The organism is Pectobacterium zantedeschiae (assembly GCF_004137795.1).
GTDB lineage: Bacteria > Pseudomonadota > Gammaproteobacteria > Enterobacterales > Enterobacteriaceae > Pectobacterium > Pectobacterium zantedeschiae.
This window is the reverse complement of sequence record NZ_NWTM01000002.1, coordinates 391,228-408,337: the sequence shown is the minus strand read 5'-3', so window position 1 is coordinate 408,337 and position 17,110 is coordinate 391,228. Positions and strand designations below refer to the sequence as shown.

General features: G+C 55.1%; 15 protein-coding genes. 6 read left to right on the top strand and 9 right to left on the bottom strand.

Annotation, left to right across the window (positions count from 1 at the left end; translation table 11 throughout):
• Positions 1 to 282 precede the first annotated feature (282 nt).
• On the top strand, positions 283 to 741 hold the full coding sequence (locus CLR69_RS16455) for a GNAT family N-acetyltransferase (protein WP_129712167.1): 459 nt from the start codon (positions 283 to 285) through the stop codon (positions 739 to 741).
• 62 nt (positions 742 to 803) lie between these two features.
• Here the strand turns inward: CLR69_RS16455 and CLR69_RS16450 are convergent, their stop codons facing one another.
• The 3 genes from CLR69_RS16450 to CLR69_RS16440 all read right to left on the bottom strand — a co-directional run bounded on the left by CLR69_RS16450 (position 804) and on the right by CLR69_RS16440 (position 2,613).
• Positions 804 to 1,418 (bottom strand): hypothetical protein, encoded by a 615-nt coding sequence (locus CLR69_RS16450; RefSeq protein ID WP_129712168.1) that lies wholly within the window; start codon positions 1,416 to 1,418, stop codon positions 804 to 806.
• A 198-nt stretch (positions 1,419 to 1,616) separates the two neighbouring features.
• Positions 1,617 to 2,048 (bottom strand): carboxymuconolactone decarboxylase family protein, encoded by a 432-nt coding sequence (locus CLR69_RS16445; RefSeq protein WP_129706611.1) that lies wholly within the window; start codon positions 2,046 to 2,048, stop codon positions 1,617 to 1,619.
• A gap of 133 nt (positions 2,049 to 2,181) precedes the next feature.
• Entirely contained in the window at positions 2,182 to 2,613 is a 432-nt protein-coding gene (locus tag CLR69_RS16440; protein WP_129712169.1) for a GNAT family N-acetyltransferase, read from the bottom strand.
• 91 nt (positions 2,614 to 2,704) lie between these two features.
• Between CLR69_RS16440 and pdxR the strand changes: the two genes are divergently transcribed.
• Positions 2,705 to 4,123 (top strand): MocR-like pyridoxine biosynthesis transcription factor PdxR, encoded by a 1,419-nt coding sequence (pdxR, locus tag CLR69_RS16435; protein ID WP_129712170.1) that lies wholly within the window; start codon positions 2,705 to 2,707, stop codon positions 4,121 to 4,123.
• Between the two features lie 42 nt (positions 4,124 to 4,165).
• On the opposite strand, the gene CLR69_RS16430 is transcribed toward pdxR, so the two are convergent.
• The 6 genes from CLR69_RS16430 to CLR69_RS16405 are packed head-to-tail and all read right to left on the bottom strand — an operon-like array spanning position 4,166 to position 11,962.
• Entirely contained in the window at positions 4,166 to 5,215 is a 1,050-nt protein-coding gene (locus tag CLR69_RS16430; protein WP_129712171.1) for a LacI family DNA-binding transcriptional regulator, read from the bottom strand.
• On the bottom strand, positions 5,215 to 6,267 hold the full coding sequence (locus CLR69_RS16425) for a carbohydrate ABC transporter permease (protein ID WP_129712172.1): 1,053 nt from the start codon (positions 6,265 to 6,267) through the stop codon (positions 5,215 to 5,217). The genes CLR69_RS16430 and CLR69_RS16425 overlap by 1 nt, the downstream gene beginning before the upstream one ends.
• An 8-nt stretch (positions 6,268 to 6,275) precedes the next feature.
• Complete coding sequence (locus CLR69_RS16420; protein ID WP_107168063.1) at positions 6,276 to 7,274, bottom strand: carbohydrate ABC transporter permease; 999 nt, start codon at positions 7,272 to 7,274, stop codon at positions 6,276 to 6,278.
• A gap of 23 nt (positions 7,275 to 7,297) precedes the next feature.
• On the bottom strand, positions 7,298 to 8,389 hold the full coding sequence (locus tag CLR69_RS16415; protein WP_129712173.1) for an ABC transporter ATP-binding protein: 1,092 nt from the start codon (positions 8,387 to 8,389) through the stop codon (positions 7,298 to 7,300).
• Positions 8,390 to 8,391: 2 nt separating this feature from the next.
• The gene (gene bglB / locus CLR69_RS16410) at positions 8,392 to 9,498 is read right to left on the bottom strand and encodes a beta-galactosidase BglB (RefSeq protein ID WP_129712174.1); all 1,107 of its coding nucleotides are present in this window, start codon (positions 9,496 to 9,498) and stop codon (positions 8,392 to 8,394) included.
• A 1-nt stretch (position 9,499) separates the two neighbouring features.
• Positions 9,500 to 11,962, bottom strand: a complete 2,463-nt coding sequence (locus tag CLR69_RS16405) for a hypothetical protein (RefSeq protein ID WP_129712175.1) — start codon at positions 11,960 to 11,962, stop codon at positions 9,500 to 9,502.
• A 443-nt stretch (positions 11,963 to 12,405) separates the two neighbouring features.
• Between CLR69_RS16405 and CLR69_RS16400 the strand changes: the two genes are divergently transcribed.
• Genes CLR69_RS16400 through CLR69_RS16385 form a run of 4 tightly spaced genes read left to right on the top strand, consistent with a single transcriptional unit; the run spans position 12,406 to position 17,021 of the window.
• Entirely contained in the window at positions 12,406 to 13,713 is a 1,308-nt protein-coding gene (locus CLR69_RS16400; protein ID WP_129712176.1) for an ABC transporter substrate-binding protein, read from the top strand.
• Entirely contained in the window at positions 13,710 to 14,261 is a 552-nt protein-coding gene (locus CLR69_RS16395; RefSeq protein ID WP_129712177.1) for a glucosamine kinase, read from the top strand. Before CLR69_RS16400 ends, CLR69_RS16395 begins: the two co-directional genes overlap by 4 nt.
• Positions 14,258 to 15,172, top strand: a complete 915-nt coding sequence (locus CLR69_RS16390; protein WP_129712178.1) for a glucosamine kinase nucleotide-binding domain-containing protein — start codon at positions 14,258 to 14,260, stop codon at positions 15,170 to 15,172. Before CLR69_RS16395 ends, CLR69_RS16390 begins: the two co-directional genes overlap by 4 nt.
• 25 nt (positions 15,173 to 15,197) lie before the next feature.
• Positions 15,198 to 17,021: a metallophosphoesterase family protein gene (locus tag CLR69_RS16385; RefSeq protein ID WP_129712179.1), complete on the top strand. Its 1,824-nt coding sequence runs from the start codon at positions 15,198 to 15,200 to the stop codon at positions 17,019 to 17,021.
• The last annotated feature ends 89 nt before the right edge of the window (positions 17,022 to 17,110 follow it).

Below are 17,110 nucleotides of genomic sequence, written 5' to 3'. Positions count from 1 at the left end.
ACGTAGTCAAAACATATTTCAAAGGTCAGCTTGTCCATGAGGCGCCAGAGAAATCCTAACGCATGGCGCAGTCTGTAGCATAAAGTAAATATCAGGGTCGTCGATACAGGCGGCCCTGCAAACACCGCCCCCGAATTGGTCTGTACCTCTCTCAATAAATGGAGGGACATATCCGTCTATTTCATTGCTATCTTATTTTTAGCTTATTGCTATAAAAAATCAGCCTGATTTTCAGCACCTATCCGTAGCAACAGCATATCCGCGACAACATGAGAGTAAGAAATGATGAATTCAGTTCGGGAAATTATGATTAATCCAGTAGAACCAGAAGATTACGAACAATGGCTGCCCTATTGGGAAAGTTATCAGGCGTTTTACAAAGTCCAGCTTACCGCAGAGGTAACTGAAACAACCTGGGCTCGCTTTTTTAACGCTGATGTTCCCGTATATTGCGCTGTAGCAAGGGAGGGTTTACGCATTGTCGGCTTCGTTCACTTTGTTTTTCACGATTCCACCTGGGGAATAAATCGTTATTGTTACCTTGAGGATCTTTTTGTTGAGCCCACAGCTCGTGGCAAAAACGTTGGCAAAAAACTCATCGACTATGTGAGAGAAAAGGCACAAGAAACGCACTGCGATCGTCTGTATTGGCATACTCAGGAAACCAATAAAACAGCCCAGCGCCTTTATGACTGGGTCGCGGAAAAACCAGGTGTTATCGAATATAGAATGCCGCTTTAATCATAAACAACAGATTGTCACCGCACAGTGCTTCTGTGCGGTAGCGTGTGATATTAGACGTGTTATTGGTTTGATTTGGGTATCGGCCGCCAATCCACCTTTATCGGGTACGCTTTGAAGTTATAGTCAATTCCGTAAGAGTGCTGCCTGCCAGCCAGGCTGCATTTACCGAAAAAAGAGTATTCTCCGTTGTATCGCTCTGGAGGTGTCGCAATCACGATGTTTCCGCAGCAGTCTGGATAAATACACGCCGTCGTGTGGGTAAACACCACATAGCCGTCCTCAGTTCTGCTAAATAACCTGTCGGCATAAAGCTGTTTGCATTCCTCTTTATTCGGCGCACCGACGACAAAAATGCGGAGATTGTCATAATATCCCACCAGCACCACACCAAATATCACCCCGAATGCGGCAACATACGCCCACAGAGGTAAGTTGATTGCAGGATGAATCTGCATAAGATCCGCGACAAGACTCAATCCCGGCAATAAACAAACGGCGACAAAACTGACAATGAACTTACTCTGTTCAGAATGCGATATTTCCTTATAAATGCGAGCCGTGTTTTCGCCCGCCAGATTAGTGTATTGCCCGTGGTGATTATTGACGTTAATAACGCCGGATTCATTGTTTATAACCGTTTGGTTCTTGCCAATGTTTTTCTGTTCAATCTCCATCACTCCCTCCTTAGACACAAAACCATCACAGTAAGGGATTTGAGCACAACATGAACAAACCTGCTACGTTGATCTTCACAACGCCACTCGCCGTACCGATTCTCTGACCACCTCTTATCCGGCCAGTTAAGCGCGTTGGGCGATGCCGAGCGCCTGTGCTGGCATCATTTGCTGAGCCAGCAAGCGGGTAACCATACTTTATTGACGCATACCGATAGCCAAGCGATTAAAGGCACTCATCAGCGCGACGGCAAAGCTCAGATCGGCGATCTCTGCATCGCTGAAATGCGCCTTCAGCGGTTCGAAGTCCTCATCAGGCGCGTGGCTGCGAGCCACGTCCACAAGCGATTCAGTCCAGGCTAGCGCCGCACGCTCGCGTTCATTGAACTGCGCGCTCACACGCCAGCCCGCCAGACTGTCCAGCTTGGCATCCGGCACGCCGTCTGCACGCAAAGCCGACGCATGCATTTCCAGGCAGAAAGCACAGCCATTAATTTGCGAAACACGCAAATAGACCAATTCGATCAACTGTTTTCCAAGGCTGCTCTTGTTCAGAGCTTTCTTGGCCATGCCGAACCCTTGATAGGCTTCTGGCGAGAGGGTTTGGTAAGGCAAGCGAAGCGTACTCATTGTAGATCTCCGATAAGAAATGAAAGAACGAGAAAAGAAGCAAGTGCATGGTGTGTCTGAGCCCATGCTTCAACCGTCGGGGTAGCCCGACCTTGCCATCCGAGGTGACCACAACGTCTTTTTGCTCACACCTCTATAGCGCTTGGCTGAAATGCAGCCCTTTGGAAAGCAAGCCCTGACGAAAATAGAAGCGTTGCGCCAGCGCATTGCCCAAGGCCGTATCGAGCACCAGATGAACACAATTTTGCCGCTGCGCATCCTCGCGCATTGCCTCGATCAACAGGCCACCGAGCCCTTGATCGCGGGCATCTACGGCAACCACAAGGTCATCAACATAGAGGAATCGGCCATACAATAGGTTTTCCTGAACGCGGTAACCCGCCAACCCCATGACGAGATCGCCCTGCCATGCCGCCAGCAGACGATAGCCTTGCCCAGCTTGACGACGGGCCTGCGCGGTGAATCCATCAGCATCAGGAAGATGGGGCCGCAGACTCCGCATAACCTCGAAGCAAGCCAGGTAGTCCCGATCGCTGTCAATGAGGCTCAATCGAAAGGTGCTCATGTCGATCTCCTTGTAATGAAGCCAGTATGTTAGGAAAATCATGCCCCACAAGAAAGGTGCAAGAATTGACTAAATGAATGGGACATAACGTATGGACATGCAGCAACTGAAGCCAAGCAGGGAACACGATGCACCGCTCTATTTACAGTTGTATCGACGCTACCGCGACGCTATTACCGCCGGAAAACTTCATCCGGGCGATCGCGTACCGTCCGTGCGCAGCCTCGCCAGTGAACTGAATCTGGCACGAGGCACCGTTGAAATGGCTTATCAAATGTTGGCCAGTGAAGGCTATTTCCTGACTCGTGGCCCAGCAGGTACTATCGTCTCACCCCAGTTGGAAAAGCTGGCCGAGTCGGGATACATCACCACATCCCTTTCTCAAATACCCCCGCGCCTGCAAACCGAAGCCGCTCAAGTACAACCTTTCCAACTCGGCTTGCCTGCACTGGATGCCTTTCCCCGCAAGACCTGGGCGCGCCTTGCCGGACACAATTTACGCACTCTGGATACCGCAGCCATGGTCTATCCCGATCCGGCGGGCTATGAACCGCTCCGTCGAGCCATCGCTGCCTATCTGGGGATCTCGCGCGGCATCACTTGCACACACGATCAGGTGTTCATCACCGCGGGCTACCGGGGAGCACTGGAACTGGTGTGCCGCACGTTGTTGCAGCCCGGAGATAGTGGATGGTTCGAAGATCCCGGCTATCTCTTTGCTCGCCAATTTTTGGAACGAGCAGGTATGCATCTGGAACCGATACCGGTGGATGAGGAAGGACTGAATGTGAACATCGGTCAACAGCGAGCCGCAGAGGCTCGTTTTGCCGTGGTGACTCCCACGCATCAAAGCCCTATGGGGATGGCATTGTCTTTGCCCCGGCGACTACAACTGCTGGAATGGGCCAGCCACCGTGGATCGTGGATCATTGAGGACGACTACGACAGCGAGTTTCGTTACCACGGCCGGCCATTACCTGCGCTGAAAAGTCTGGATCGCGACGGGCGCGTACTCTATACCGGCACCTTCAGTAAGGTACTGTTCCCCGGCCTACGCTTAGCCTATCTGGTTGTCCCTGAAGCGCAGATCGAGCGCTTCAGGGATACGGCGAATCACTTTTGCTGCCCTGGCTCGATCTTGCCCCAAGCCACAGTGGCAGATTTCATGGAGCAAGGCCACTTTGCTCGTCATTTACGCAGGATGCGCTCACTGTATGCCATTCGTCGCGGCTATCTCGTTGATGAGCTTTTGCAGGTATTAGGTTCACACCTGACCGTCCAGCCACAGGCAGGCGGCATTCATGTGTTAGCTAAATTGGCCACTCGTGGCGATGACCAATCTCTGGCTGCGGCCGCTCAATCTCATGGTCTTGCCATTCAAGCGCTAAATGACTGGCAAACGCGCAGGACATCAGGCGGTGGGTTTCTTATGGGATTCACGAATGTGACCGAACCTGCGATGGCGAAGGCATTGGTGCATCGGCTGGCAGTGGCTATCGGATTGTCGTGAAAGCGTTTTTTCCCCAAGCCGAACCGCGCTGCTACCCGTGGCTCAATCGGTATTCGTCCCCACTCGCCGCACTGATTCTCTGACTACCACCTGCCCCGCCAACTCGGTGCGCTGAGCAATACCGAGCGCCTGCGCTGGCATCATTTGCTGCGCCAGCAGTTGTAGTGCGGCGCGAGCAATCGTTTCAAACGGCAGATGTACCGTGGTGAGTGAAACTGGCAGCATGTCGAATGGCAGAATATCGTCCATTCCCATCACCGACATGTCTTCCGGCACCCGCAGCCCGTGCTGATACAGCGCATCGATCACACCGATAGCCTGATTATCCGCCGCACAGAAAATCGCAGTGACGCCTAGTCTATCAGGGTTAGCCGTCAGCCAGCGCAGCAGCGCATCACGCGCGGTGCGAGGATGAAAATCCGGCAACGACAGAATCAGTTCCTCATCTACCGCGATGCCCGCCTGCGCAAGTGCATCGCGATAACCGCGCTCACGTTGTTTGATCGTCATGCGCGACGTCCAGGTCAGGTGCAGAATCCGCGTATGCCCTTGCTCAATCAGGTAACGCACCGCCGCCGCTGCTGCATAGTGGTTGGCGGGCGTCACGCTACTCAGGCGCATGGAGGGATCTTCACCGTTGATCAGCACCGCCGGAATACCGCTTTCCGCGACGGCATTCAGCAGCGTTGGATGATCGTCATTCACGATCAGGATACCGCTCTCTTTTCCGCCCTGAAGTTCACGCAACAGTTGCTGTTCGTTAATGGTGTCATGCTCCCCCAGAAACGGGCGCAGTTGGATATTACGTTGCGAACACAGTGTTTTCAGGGCGTTAATCAGCGTCAGCGACACCAGATTGTACTCGCTTTCCAGCATCAGGTTGCGCGGCGTCGCCAGCAGAATGTGGCGCAGCGGTTCCCTCGGTGCGACGGTCGCTTTACCTACTTTATGCAGCGGATAGCCCTGCTCGGTGGCAATCGCCATGATGTGCTGCCTGACTTTGGCGCTGATCGGTGCCGTACCATTCAGCGCGCGGGAAACTGTGCTGATGGAAACCCCAGCGCGGTCGGCAATATCCTTGAGTGTCGCCATTATTTCATCCCCGTATTGGCAATCCCCGTCGTGATGTATTTTTGCAGGAAGACGAACACCGCCGTCACCGGCAAAAGCGAGAGCATCGTCATCGCCAGTATATAGTGCCACTGCACCGAGAACTGCCCCTGAAACGCATTCAAACCGATTTGCAGTGTAAAATTATCCTGGCTGGAGAGGACGATCAGCGGCCAGAGGAAGTCATTCCAGCGCCAGATCACCGAGAAGATCGCCAGCACCGCCAGCGCGGGTGCGGTCAACGGCAGGATGATCTTCCAGTAAATGCGGAACTCGCTGGCGGCATCGATCCGCGCCGCCTCGATCAGCTCATCGGGGATCGTCAGCATGTATTGCCGCAGCAGGAATACGCCGGTTGGCGTCGCCACAGTGGGGATAATCACGCCCCACAGGTTATCGCCCATATTCAGACCGATCACCACCAGAAACGTCGGCACCATCACCACCGACAGAGGAATCATCATGGTGGAGAGGAACAGCGTCAGCACCGTGCCGCGCCCACGAAACTCGTATTTTGACAGTGCAAAAGCCGCCATCGAACTGAGCAACAGGGTCAGCAGTGTCGCCATCGCCGTCACGAATACGGTGTTCTTCAGATAAGTGGCAAAGTGGAACTTCGTTATTGGCGTCGTGTAGTTCTCTGTCTCCAGATGCAGCGCCTTCATCGGCACCAGCTCTTTAGTCGACACACGTACCACCTCATTCGGCGCATCCGGATTAACCAGTTGTGCAATCAGCCCGATGCGCCTGACCAGCGCCATGGTTTTCGCTTCGCCGTCCTCCTGCTTAACCTGCCACAGCTCCAGCGGCTTCGGGTACTCTGGCAGCGTGATGGTATCCGCCGCCTGCGGCAGAAAACTCGGCGGAAAGCGGTTAATCTCCGCGGGGGTTTTGAACGACGACATGGCCGCCCACATAACAGGAATCATCACCAGCAGCGTACCGACCACCAGCCAGACCCAGCTCATGATATCCGTAATATGAATACGCCCCGGATGACGGGTGCGGGTGAGAAACGCGATTATCTTCATCATGGCTCCCGTTATTTTTTCCCTTCCAGCCGACGTGTCAGCAGGAACTGCAATGCGGTCAGGATCATCAGTACCACGCCCATCAGCACCGAGGCTGCCGAGGCCAGTCCGTAGAGCGATGCATTCGACGAGAAGGCCGTCTGGTAGATGTACTGCACAATAAAGCTGTTGGCCGTGCCGGGGCCGCCGCCGTTGGTTAACACCCAGGCTTCATCGAAGATCTGCACGCTGTTGATAGTCAGCAGAATCACTACCACCAGAATGTTCGGTGCCAGCAGTGGCAGCGTCAGCCGATAAAAACCGCGCCAGCGCGAGGTGCCGTCCACCGCTGCCGCCTCGTAGATATCACGTGGAATCGCCTGCAATCCGGCCAGCAGGATCAAGGTATAAAACCCGACGTGAAACCAGACGGAGACAAACACCACCCAAAAGCGCGACAGCGTCGGGTCGAGCAGGAAGGTAATCGGCTGTCCACCCAGCGACGACAGCACCAGATTCAGTAGGCCGTTACGATTGAGGAACCACTGCCAGATCAGACCCACCACCACCGGCGACAGCAGCACCGGATAGAAGAACATGGCGCGGAAAAAACCCCGGGCGATAATCTTGCGGTTGAGGATCAGTGCCGTCACCAGCGCCACCAACAGCGTGCAAAGCACGTTGAAAAAGGTGAACGACACCGTGTTGTAGACGCCGGTCCAGAACAGATCTTGTTCACAGCTCGATGGCTCGGCGTAATTGCCGCAACTCAGCAGCGTGGAGAAGTTATCCACGCCGACGTAAGGCCGCTCCCACAGCAGGATATTGGTGCCGCCGGTAAAGGCGTAGCACACTGCCAGCAGAATCGGAATAAAGACAAAAACGGCGAACAGCAGCATGTTGGGCGCGATAAAAAACCACGGCATCACTTTGCGGCCACCGAGTTTTTGTAGCAGATTCACCGCTTTCTCTACTGGCGTTACCAGCTTATCGATCAGCGAGCCTGCGGGTAGTAAGGCAATCTTTTTCATGTCGTCCTCTCCCGTCGCGATAATTAATGCTCGGTACAGCGCGGCAATGTGTCATCCGTTTCACCATCGAACAGATGGCAATACGTCGAAGGAAAACGCACGAATACCGACTCGCCCGCAGCAAACTCCCGATGCTGCGCCAGATGAACGATCATCTCGTCATCAATGCCACCTATCCGCCCGTAGATAAAGGTTTCATGCCCCATCATCTCGCAGCGATCGACGCACAGCGTAATCCCCTCACCTTCTTCCACTAGCTCACAGTGCGAAGGGCGAATCCCGAGCGTGACGTTCTGCCCGACGGTGCCGATAAACGGCAGCACCAGACGATTACCAGACGGACACTGCACCTCGACGCCTTCCGCACTGGTGGCGACGATCTGCGCCGGGAACATATTCATGCGCGGTGAACCAATGAAGCCTGCAACAAATTTGTTTTTCGGCCGATTGAACAGCTCCAGCGGTGTGCCAACCTGCTCGATGCGACCGGCATTCAGCACCACAATGCGCTGCGCCATCGTCATCGCTTCCACCTGATCGTGGGTCACATAGATCATGGTGGTCCGCAGTTTCTGGTGCAGGCGGGACAGCTCACCGCGCGTCTGCACGCGCAGCTTCGCATCGAGATTGGAGAGCGGTTCGTCAAACAGGAACAGGTCAGGTTCACGCACGATGGCACGACCAATGGCGACGCGCTGCTGCTGTCCACCTGACAGCGCTCGCGGCCTGCGATCCAGATAGGGTTCAAGCCCCAGCATGCGAGCAGCTTCATCAATACGACGAATGATTTCGTCTTTAGGAAAGTGTAAATTCTCCAGCCCGAACGCGAGGTTCTTGCGCACCGAGAGGTGCGGATAGAGTGCGTAAGACTGGAACACCATCGCAATCTTGCGCTCTGCTGGCGTGAGATCGTTTACCTTGCGATTATCGATCAGCAGCTCGCCGCTACTGATCTCTTCCAGACCGGCAATCATGCGCAGCAACGTAGATTTTCCACAGCCCGACGGGCCGACAAAGACCATGAACTCGCCGTCATGAATCGCTAAGTCCACGCCTTTGATGATACTCACTGCGCCATAATTTTTGTGGACGTTTTTCAGTTCCAGACTCGCCATTGTCAGCCCTCGCAAACAGAATCTAACTGTGCCAATAACATCAGCATGACCAGCGCCTGCCCGTAAGGCACGGCAACATTCGGAATATCGCGATAGAACTGCAAATCATGCCCCATCGCTGTGCCGTCCGAGACACCCTGTACCACGCCCTGCGCGTCAATCTGCGCCACCACGGCGGCATAGCCTTTTTCCAACACGTCCTGCGGAAAATCGTGCAGCATCCCCAGCCGCCGCGCCGTCAGAATCCCAGCAATAAACCCAGCGCTGGCGGAGGTTTCCAGCGGTGAATCCGGGTCATCCAACAGCGTGTGCCATAGGCCAGAGTCATGCTGGACGCGTGCCAGCGTTGTCGTTTGCTGTTCCAGAATCGCTTCCAGCGTGCGCAATACCGGCGCAGACAGCTGATCCTCCGCCAGTACGCGCATTTCCGGCAGTACCAGCGTGATCCAGGCGTTGCCGCGCCCCCAAAACGCATTGGCATAATGATGGCGACCGACGAACGTCCAGCCGTGATACCACAGCCCGCTGCGCACGTCGGCCAGATAGCGCGCGTGCGTGAGAAGCTGATATTCTGCCTCTTCGATCAGATCGCGGCGGGAGAGCAATTTCCCCGCGACCACCAGAAACAGACCCGCCATAAACAGCGTGTCGTCCCACAGTTGCCCGGTGTTTGGCCGTTCTTTCACCGTGTGCTGGAAGCCACCATCCTCAGTTTTTGGCAGTGAGCGCAGCAGCCAGTCAGCCCAGTCGCTCACGGTTTCACGCCACTGTGCGGGCGTATCCGGTTTGTCCTGACACAGCAGGGCAAGCACCAGCATCGGTGCCGTCGAGTTGATCTGACGCGGCGGCAGCCCGGCATCCAGCTTTTGCTGATACCAGTTCGCCAGCGTCGTCAGCATGGTGCCATCCTGCGTCAGATGCGCCAGCTTCCAGAAACCGTACAGCCCAACGCCGACTTCCCAATCCCACTCTTCAAATTGAATCGTCAACCCGGCATCCGGTGCGTCGTCCTGCGTTACGCTGTCAATCGCCTTCAGGCGGCAAAACGCTCGTGCTACCTGCGCCAGCAACGCTTCGGTTTGTTGTCGGTTAAGTGAACCTGTCTGCATGTCATGGGTTTCCTGTGTTGAACTGCGGGACGACCGGGACATCGTCGGGAAAAACGAACGGCTGCTGCGCTACGCTGAATCCGCGCGGATGACTAAAGGCCAATTCGCCATAGTCGGGATCGTCGATACGAACACCATTGCTATCCTGTACCAATGAACGCCCTCGGAAGCGGTCAGCAAATGCGGTGAACCCTTCAGCACCGTCGCCGCTATCAACGGCAACGAACCAGATGTTCTGTTCGCCATATGCCCGCAGCTCACCCTCTGCCTGCTGGCCTGCGGTCGCAAACGGCTGTAGCCCTGCGGGATTATGGAAGGCGGCATAGCCGTTGCCGCCTCGTACAAAGCACCAGACCTCTTCAACGATGACGTCATCCAGTGCGGTTTGCGGCAGATAAAGGTGCGTCCACGGACGGACATCCTGTTGCAGATCGAACACCATTAGCGCGCGATTGCGATGCTGCATCAGATGTGGCAAACATCCGTTCCCCGCCCAGTAAGAAGGACGATGCACGCCGTCAGGACGATCCTCGCCGGGGTGGTTCACCCACAGACGGGCGGCATAGTGCGTCCCCAGCCGCACATCCAGCAGATGTTGTTGATGTCCGGGTTCGCCGGGGTGATGATCAAAAACGGAGGAAAACGCAACATCGCGCTGTTTCCAGGCAATAATGCGGGCACTGCGATTCAGCCCCTGTACCCAGCACGCCTCTGCGCCGTGCGGCAGTGACCAGTGTGCAATCCGATCCGTTGCTTCCGGCGGCTGATAGTCGCTCAGGCACAGCAGCGGCAGCGCGGCGCAATGGGGAATCAGCCAGCCTTCACCCCACATCAGCGCACACAGGCCAGAAAGCTCCGTCAACATGCCAGAACGCAACTCTTTGTCGTAGGCGCGCCCCATCGTGCCAACCGCGACGCCGTTCTGATGCACCCACGCCGTCATCAGTATGATGCGGTCAATCACCACGCGAGATTTTTCGCGTAGATCGGCGTCCTGCGCCAGTTCATACAGCGCCACCAGTCCAATCAGATCGATGGGGTAATAGGCCGCCGAATTCCACTCCACTAGACCGTGTTCCAGAATGGAATCAAACCAGCGCGTCAGGCGTTCGTGAGCAATCGCTTTCTGCTCCAGACCTCGGCGGCCGCTGCACGGGAAGGTGTCATCAGGGAAGTTTTGCCCAGCCAGATATTGCGCAACGTGGAAACACAGGCAGTGATTTTCACTCCAGAACCACATGGTGTCGTTGCCCGGCTCATCAATCCAGTAGCGGAAACCGAGAATAGCACTGCGCACGCGCCGCCAGTCCTGCGGCGGCAGTTGTTGCCCCTGATAGCGCTGCCACAGCCAAATTAGCGGCACCAGTTGAAAATCCGCACAATCTTCACGGCGGCTGATTTTTTGCAGCGCACTGTTGAGAATCGGCGCAGCGACATCGTTGCCCTCGCCCGTCGCAACAATCGCCAACAGCCGTCCCAGGCGCTCAAAACCGTGCAGTGCGGTATGACGCAATACCGCTTCACGCCGCGCTGCCAGTGTTGGCAACGCGGGCATCGTTTGTGACGGTAAGCGCCCAAAGCTGAGGGTTCGCGTCAGCGTAATGCCGTTGCAGGTCGCGGCGCAGACCAGATCGTAGTAGCCGACCAGTACAGAGGGTAAATCCACCTGCCAGCCCAGATTGCCAGCGGGCAGCGTTTGTTTCTGCCGCCACGCAGGAACTGACTCGTTGACGTTGCCAATCAAACGGTGCGCCATCGTCACGGATTCCGGCAGCGGCTGCCTGCTATTCAGCACCAACACGGGTGGTTTGATCAGGTTGTTTTCCAACGTCAACCCGTTAACCCAGCTATCCAGTGCAGCCAGTTGTTCACTGAGCGCCGCGTCGTCGTCAAGCTGCCAGAAGAGTGTGTTTTCACCCTGATAGCATAGGCTGAACAAATAATCGGTATCGCGCTCGCACAGCTCTTCGCTATGTACCACCAGCGTGTTCGCGCCTGCTTTCAGCGGCAGCGCGATATCACAGGTTTGTTCGGTATTGCGGGTAAAGGGGGTAAAACGGGTAACCCGCTCGCCGTTCAGCCATAACGTCACCCCGCCGCAGGTGCTGAGTGTAAAGGGTGCCACCTGTGCCATGTCGCTGTGGAGCACACAGCGGGAAAAGCGCTGAACGTGAATTGGACACGGCCAGAAATCACTGAAATTCACGCTGCGACTTTCATCACCGCCGCTCCACATCAGTGGAAAATCAAGATTTTCTGGTAACGTCACCTCGCGTTTTGCCTCTTCTTGCAAAAAGCGTACGCGGCAGGGTAAAACGCCGACATCGACAAAACCGTTGATAAAGCGGTAATTCACCTTATCCGGCAACGTATCCGGCTCGGCGAAATAACGTTTTTCCGTCAGTTCGGTAATCAGAAACCGATTAATGACGCCGTTCTTCTTTAATTTCCAACCGATATTCATGCGGAATCCTGTTTACGGTTTTGACAGATAAAATAACGAAAATCTATGACTCAACTTATTTGCACTCTCGCTGTGCATGCAATGCCAATATTTAGGGCGACGGGCAATTCCCTGCACCGTAAACTCGCAATAACAATGCAAATTTGCATTAAATTGTCTTTTGCATTCATTTATTGACATTTCGCATTAATAAATAAGATTCTCATATTTATACATGTGATTAATATCACAAAAATACTTTATTTAAACCAACATTTAAAATATCTTTAACCTGTCTCACATAAATCAGTCGGGCTTCTGTCCATGATTGCATGATGAAAATGACAGTTGAATGCAAATTTGCATTAATTAGAACAGAGAATAAATCACAGGAATAAAAATAACCCCGCAGCTAACGCCAGGGTATTTCAGCCATTAATCAAACCTATGATGTGGAGATGTTTATGATGCGTCCCAATACCGCGTTATTTTTTTCCGCCCTTGCGCTGGGGTTATTCAGCAACAGCGTGTTAGCCGCCAAAACGCAAATAACATTTTTATATAGTGACGACGATCCCGAATTAGTGCATTTCATGGAGCAGAAAGTTAAATCCTTCTCTCAAAGTAATGAACGCATCGATGTGAATTTCGTCAGCACTGGCTATAACGCGCTGCAAACACAGTTGCCGATGCAATTGGCGGCGGGCTTAGGCCCCGATATTGCTAAAACTACGCAGATGGGGCTACTCGGCTATACGCTGGATTTACGCCCCTATCTGAAAGACCCGGCCGCCTTTGAGAAACGCTATAGCACGGGTATCGAAAAGGTCATGCGCGTAAAAGGCGTGCATAAAGCCGATGCGCTGCCGGGTTTTGTCGCCTCCTGGACCGCCGACCTACCGTTTATTAACGTGACGCTGTTTGAACAGGCAGGCGTTCCGCTACCACAGCCGGGCTACACGATTGATGATCTGATGAAAGCCTCGAAGCTGGTCGCGGAAAAAACCGGCGTTCATATTCCCTTCACCATCGACCGTAGCGGCTTCCGCTTCTCCGGCCCGGCTTACTCTTACGGCGCACGCTACGATAAAGACGGGCTGATCAACTTCCCAGATGCGGCAGCGCAGCAGTGGATTAAAGATCTGAAACGCTGGTCGGATGAAGGCGTGTTCCCACGTGAAATGTGGGGCGCGGCGGGCGGCGGTCAGTACAAGAGCATGGCGGACGATTTCGTGAACGGCAATATCGTGACCTATTTCTCCGGTAACTGGCTGTTGAACCAGTTCAGTAAGCAAATTGGCGACGGTTTTGACTGGAAAGTACTGCCTGCGCCTTGTAAAGAGAAGTGTATTTCAATGGGCGGCGCGACTTTCATCATGCCGTTCACCACCACCAAACACCCACAGGAAGTCGCCGAATTCATGGAGTGGCTGGGCAGCGAACCGCTGCAACGTGAGATCGCCGAGCGCTTCAATATCATCGTCGGCGCGGATATTGCCGATCTGCACTACCAGACCAAAGATAAGCACGTGATCGACGGCCTGAACACCGCACGCGAAGAGATCAAAAAGATCCCGTCTTACGTCTTCGACTGGGAACGCATGGAAAGTCTGGGCGCGAACGAGCTGTATCCCATCATCCTGACACGTTTTACCCAATACCTGAACGATCAGGTGTCGTTTGATGAGTACCTGCGCCTGACGTCAAACGATGTGAAGCGCCTCAATGAAACGATTGCGACGAATCAACAACAGCGGAAAAGCGCACCGTGAAATGGCAACTGAGGGAGATCGACATTGATGGCGATCGCCCCTTTGATCGGTCGCAGGAGCACGCGCTGTGTGAGCAGCGCTGGCCGAGGCAAAACCGCTATCTGCTAGTGACGGGCGGTTTTACCCGGCTGTTACATTGGCATGACGGCCTCCTGACCTGTCGCGGCGGCGACAGTTTTCCCATCGGCAACCCGGGCAGCCTGTCGCGGCTGGGACTGTGGGCGGTGCAGGAGATGCTTCAGGCCGTTGAGAGCATCACGCCGCTTACGCCACTCAGCGAAGCGCTGTTTCAACACTTCGATAAGCATGTCGATCGCGTGATCGACTGGTCAAAACAGGCGCAGGCTACCGATTACACCATGCTCGGGTATGTTGTGCTCACACACCCAGAGGATGCGCTGGCGGTGCAGTTGCTAACTCGCTGTGCCAGCGAGCTGGCTCTGCTGCTCAACAGCCTGCCAGACTCACAGACTGAAACCGTCAGCCTCAGCGGCGATCTGGCGGTGGCCTGTCTTCCTTATCTGAATTCAGGAGCACGCGCATCATGACGACATGGCTCTATGCAGGCGTGGATGGCGGCGGCACAGGCTGTCGGGCGCGTATTTATCGGGACGACGGTACACCACTCGGACACGGGCACGGCGGCCGCGCCAATCTGCTGCTCGGCGTGGAGAGCGTGCGCCAGTCGGTGGATGATGCCATCACACAGGCGTTGAAACATAGCGGGCTTTCACAGAATGACGCATGCCGTCTGAAAGTCGGACTGGCACTCGCCAGCGCGGAACATCGTACCGCCTACGAGGCTTTTCTGGCATTACCTCACCCTTATGCCACTCAGGTGCTCAATACCGATGCGCTCGGTGCCTGTCTGGCCGTCAATCAAGGAAAAGACGCGGGCGTGGTCATTGCCGGAACCGGCTCCTGTGGGCTGGCGTGGCAGAACCAGACGATTACGGCGTACGGCGGCCATGAGTTCCCGATTTCCGATCAGGGCAGCGGCGCACGCCTCGGGCTGGCGGCGCTGCAACACACCTATGATGTGCTACAAGGCTGGAGCGCACCGTCCGCGCTAAGTCAACACATCGACAACTTCTTTTCCGCCAGCGCAGCGCACGCACAGGCCGCCAACACGCTTTACGCGCTACAAACATTTAGCCAGCAGGCGAAACCGGGTGACTATGCGCAGTTCGCTCGCCGCGTATTTGACTGCGCTCAGCAGGACGATGCCGTTTCTCACGCGCTGCTGGCGCAGACGGCCAGCGAAATCAGCCTGCTGTTGGCCGCCGTGGCACGCCATGCCACGCCTCGCTTATCGCTCATGGGCAGCATTGGCCTACATATTCGTCCGTGGCTACCGGACGAATGGCAATCCCAACTCGCCGCCCCGATGGGTGATGCGCTCGACGGCGCACGATTGATTGCCTGTCATGATTATGCGTTATACAGCCATCCGTTATAAAAAATAAATAATGCCGGAGACATCAATGACATCACTCACTCGCAGAACCTTCGTCAAGCTCGGTGCAGGCAGCGCTATCACGCTAGCTGGCGGCTTTTTTCACGCGAACGCCGACGCAGAAACACCCGCCAGTCCGCTACGTATTGCCATTATTTCGGATGTCCACGTTCACAATATTTATGGCAACTACGATTTTGACGGCCTGCCCGATGCACAGACCGGAAAGAAGCTGACCATTCGCACCCTGAAAGATTCGGTGAATTCGACCCGCATCTTCAACGAGCCCTACTTTGCGCTGCTGGCCGCGCTGGACGAACTGGCAAAACAGCAGGTGAAATACGTCGTGCTGTCCGGCGATTATTCTGATGATGGCCAACAGCCTACGGTTGAAGGCATCGCCACCATCCTGACGCAGTATGAGCAACGTTACGGCATGCGCTTTTTCGCCACACCGGGCAACCACGATGTCAATCGTCCACAAGGGGATGACTCCTGGCAAAGAATGCTCAACGCCGACGGCACCAGCACGATGCTGAGTAGCAAACCCGGCGTTAAGCTTGGCGATGCGCAGGCGTTGATCGTCACCGCCAAGATGCAGGCACTCGGCTACGAACGCGGCCTGCCGCTGATGAAACCGTTTGGTTTCTTTAAGCGCGATGACTTCCTGCACTGGGAAACGCCGTTTGGCGACAGCGATGAACTCAGTAAACGCCAGTATCTCGCCCGCTCGCCGGACGGCAGCAAGCAGTGGAATATCGTGGATGCCTCCTATCTGGTAGAGCCGGAAGCAGGACTGTGGCTGCTTTCTATCGACGCCAACGTGTATCAGGTCAAAGACGGCCCGGAAAAACGTGAAGGTATTGAAGGTTACTCAACCAGCAGTAATACGGGCTGGAACGCATTGCTGACCGAGAAGCCGTTCATGCTGCCGTGGGTGAAGTCGGTGGTACAGCGGGCAAAAGCGCAGAATAAAAAGCTGCTAGTGTTCTCGCACTATCCGCTGGTCGATTTCCTCGACGGCACGGTAGAGGATGAAAAACAGCTCTTTGGCAGCAACAGTTTCATCAAGCGTACACCACGCCCGGAGGTGGCCGAACAGGCACTCGCGGCCGGAATCCGCCTGCACTTCAGCGGGCACCTGCACGTCAACGACACTGGCGTGTATCGCGGTTCACAGGGGACGCTGGTGAATGTGGCGGTGCCGTCACTGGCTGCTTATCCCCCAGCCATGAAGCTGGCGACGCTGCATAGCGATCGAGTCGATATCGACACGCTGGTTCTGCGCAACGTACCGCAGTTCAACCATCTGTTCCCGTTTTATCAGAAAGAGCTGGATCGCACTGGCGAACCGCTGGGCGATATTCTGAAAAGCCGCGATTATTACGACTTCCTGCATCATCATCTGGCCCTGCTGGTTCGCCAGCGTTTTCTGGTGAAAGACTGGCCGGAAGATTTATCCTCCCTTATCAACACGCTGAACTGTGCCGATCTGTTGTGGGTCGCGCAACAAAAAGAGCCGCTCAGCGCCAAAGCGTTGCCCGATGCCGCCCAGCGTAAACCGAGCGAGGTCGCAGGCACCGATGGGTTACAGGATATTTCTCTGCTTACGCTAGTGACCGACTGGTATTGCCTGCGCAACGGCAGCGATCTGGCCTGGCAGGATATTCCGGCGGCGCGGGTGAAACAGTATCGCGCACTGCTGGCGGCCTATACGCCGACGACCACACTGCCGCCGGACAGCCTGCAATACCGCTTCGGCCTGATGCTGAAAATTCTCGCCGGCTATATCAACGATGAGCCCGCCACCCGCTTTGTGGTTGATATGCAGGGGAATTTATCGGCGGTGTAATGTGTTCATGGAATTGGCTTTTAGTCACATTGGTTATGTAGAACTAGAGGTGGTTTCGTGCGCTTCAAACACCGTTCTCTTCATGCTAC

Coding starts and splice junctions, on each gene's coding strand:
- CLR69_RS16405 (WP_129712175.1), bottom strand. CDS start 11,962: ATGAATATCGGTTGGAAATTAAAGAAGAACGGCGTCATTAATCGGTTT.
- CLR69_RS16420 (WP_107168063.1), bottom strand. CDS start 7,274: ATGAAAAAGATTGCCTTACTACCCGCAGGCTCGCTGATCGATAAGCTG.
- CLR69_RS16455 (WP_129712167.1), top strand. CDS start 283: ATGATGAATTCAGTTCGGGAAATTATGATTAATCCAGTAGAACCAGAA.
- CLR69_RS16425 (WP_129712172.1), bottom strand. CDS start 6,267: ATGATGAAGATAATCGCGTTTCTCACCCGCACCCGTCATCCGGGGCGT.
- CLR69_RS16390 (WP_129712178.1), top strand. CDS start 14,258: ATGACGACATGGCTCTATGCAGGCGTGGATGGCGGCGGCACAGGCTGT.
- CLR69_RS16400 (WP_129712176.1), top strand. CDS start 12,406: ATGATGCGTCCCAATACCGCGTTATTTTTTTCCGCCCTTGCGCTGGGG.
- CLR69_RS16450 (WP_129712168.1), bottom strand. CDS start 1,418: ATGGAGATTGAACAGAAAAACATTGGCAAGAACCAAACGGTTATAAAC.
- CLR69_RS16385 (WP_129712179.1), top strand. CDS start 15,198: ATGACATCACTCACTCGCAGAACCTTCGTCAAGCTCGGTGCAGGCAGC.
- CLR69_RS16445 (WP_129706611.1), bottom strand. CDS start 2,048: ATGAGTACGCTTCGCTTGCCTTACCAAACCCTCTCGCCAGAAGCCTAT.
- pdxR (WP_129712170.1), top strand. CDS start 2,705: ATGGACATGCAGCAACTGAAGCCAAGCAGGGAACACGATGCACCGCTC.
- CLR69_RS16430 (WP_129712171.1), bottom strand. CDS start 5,215: ATGGCGACACTCAAGGATATTGCCGACCGCGCTGGGGTTTCCATCAGC.
- CLR69_RS16440 (WP_129712169.1), bottom strand. CDS start 2,613: ATGAGCACCTTTCGATTGAGCCTCATTGACAGCGATCGGGACTACCTG.
- CLR69_RS16415 (WP_129712173.1), bottom strand. CDS start 8,389: ATGGCGAGTCTGGAACTGAAAAACGTCCACAAAAATTATGGCGCAGTG.
- bglB (WP_129712174.1), bottom strand. CDS start 9,498: ATGCAGACAGGTTCACTTAACCGACAACAAACCGAAGCGTTGCTGGCG.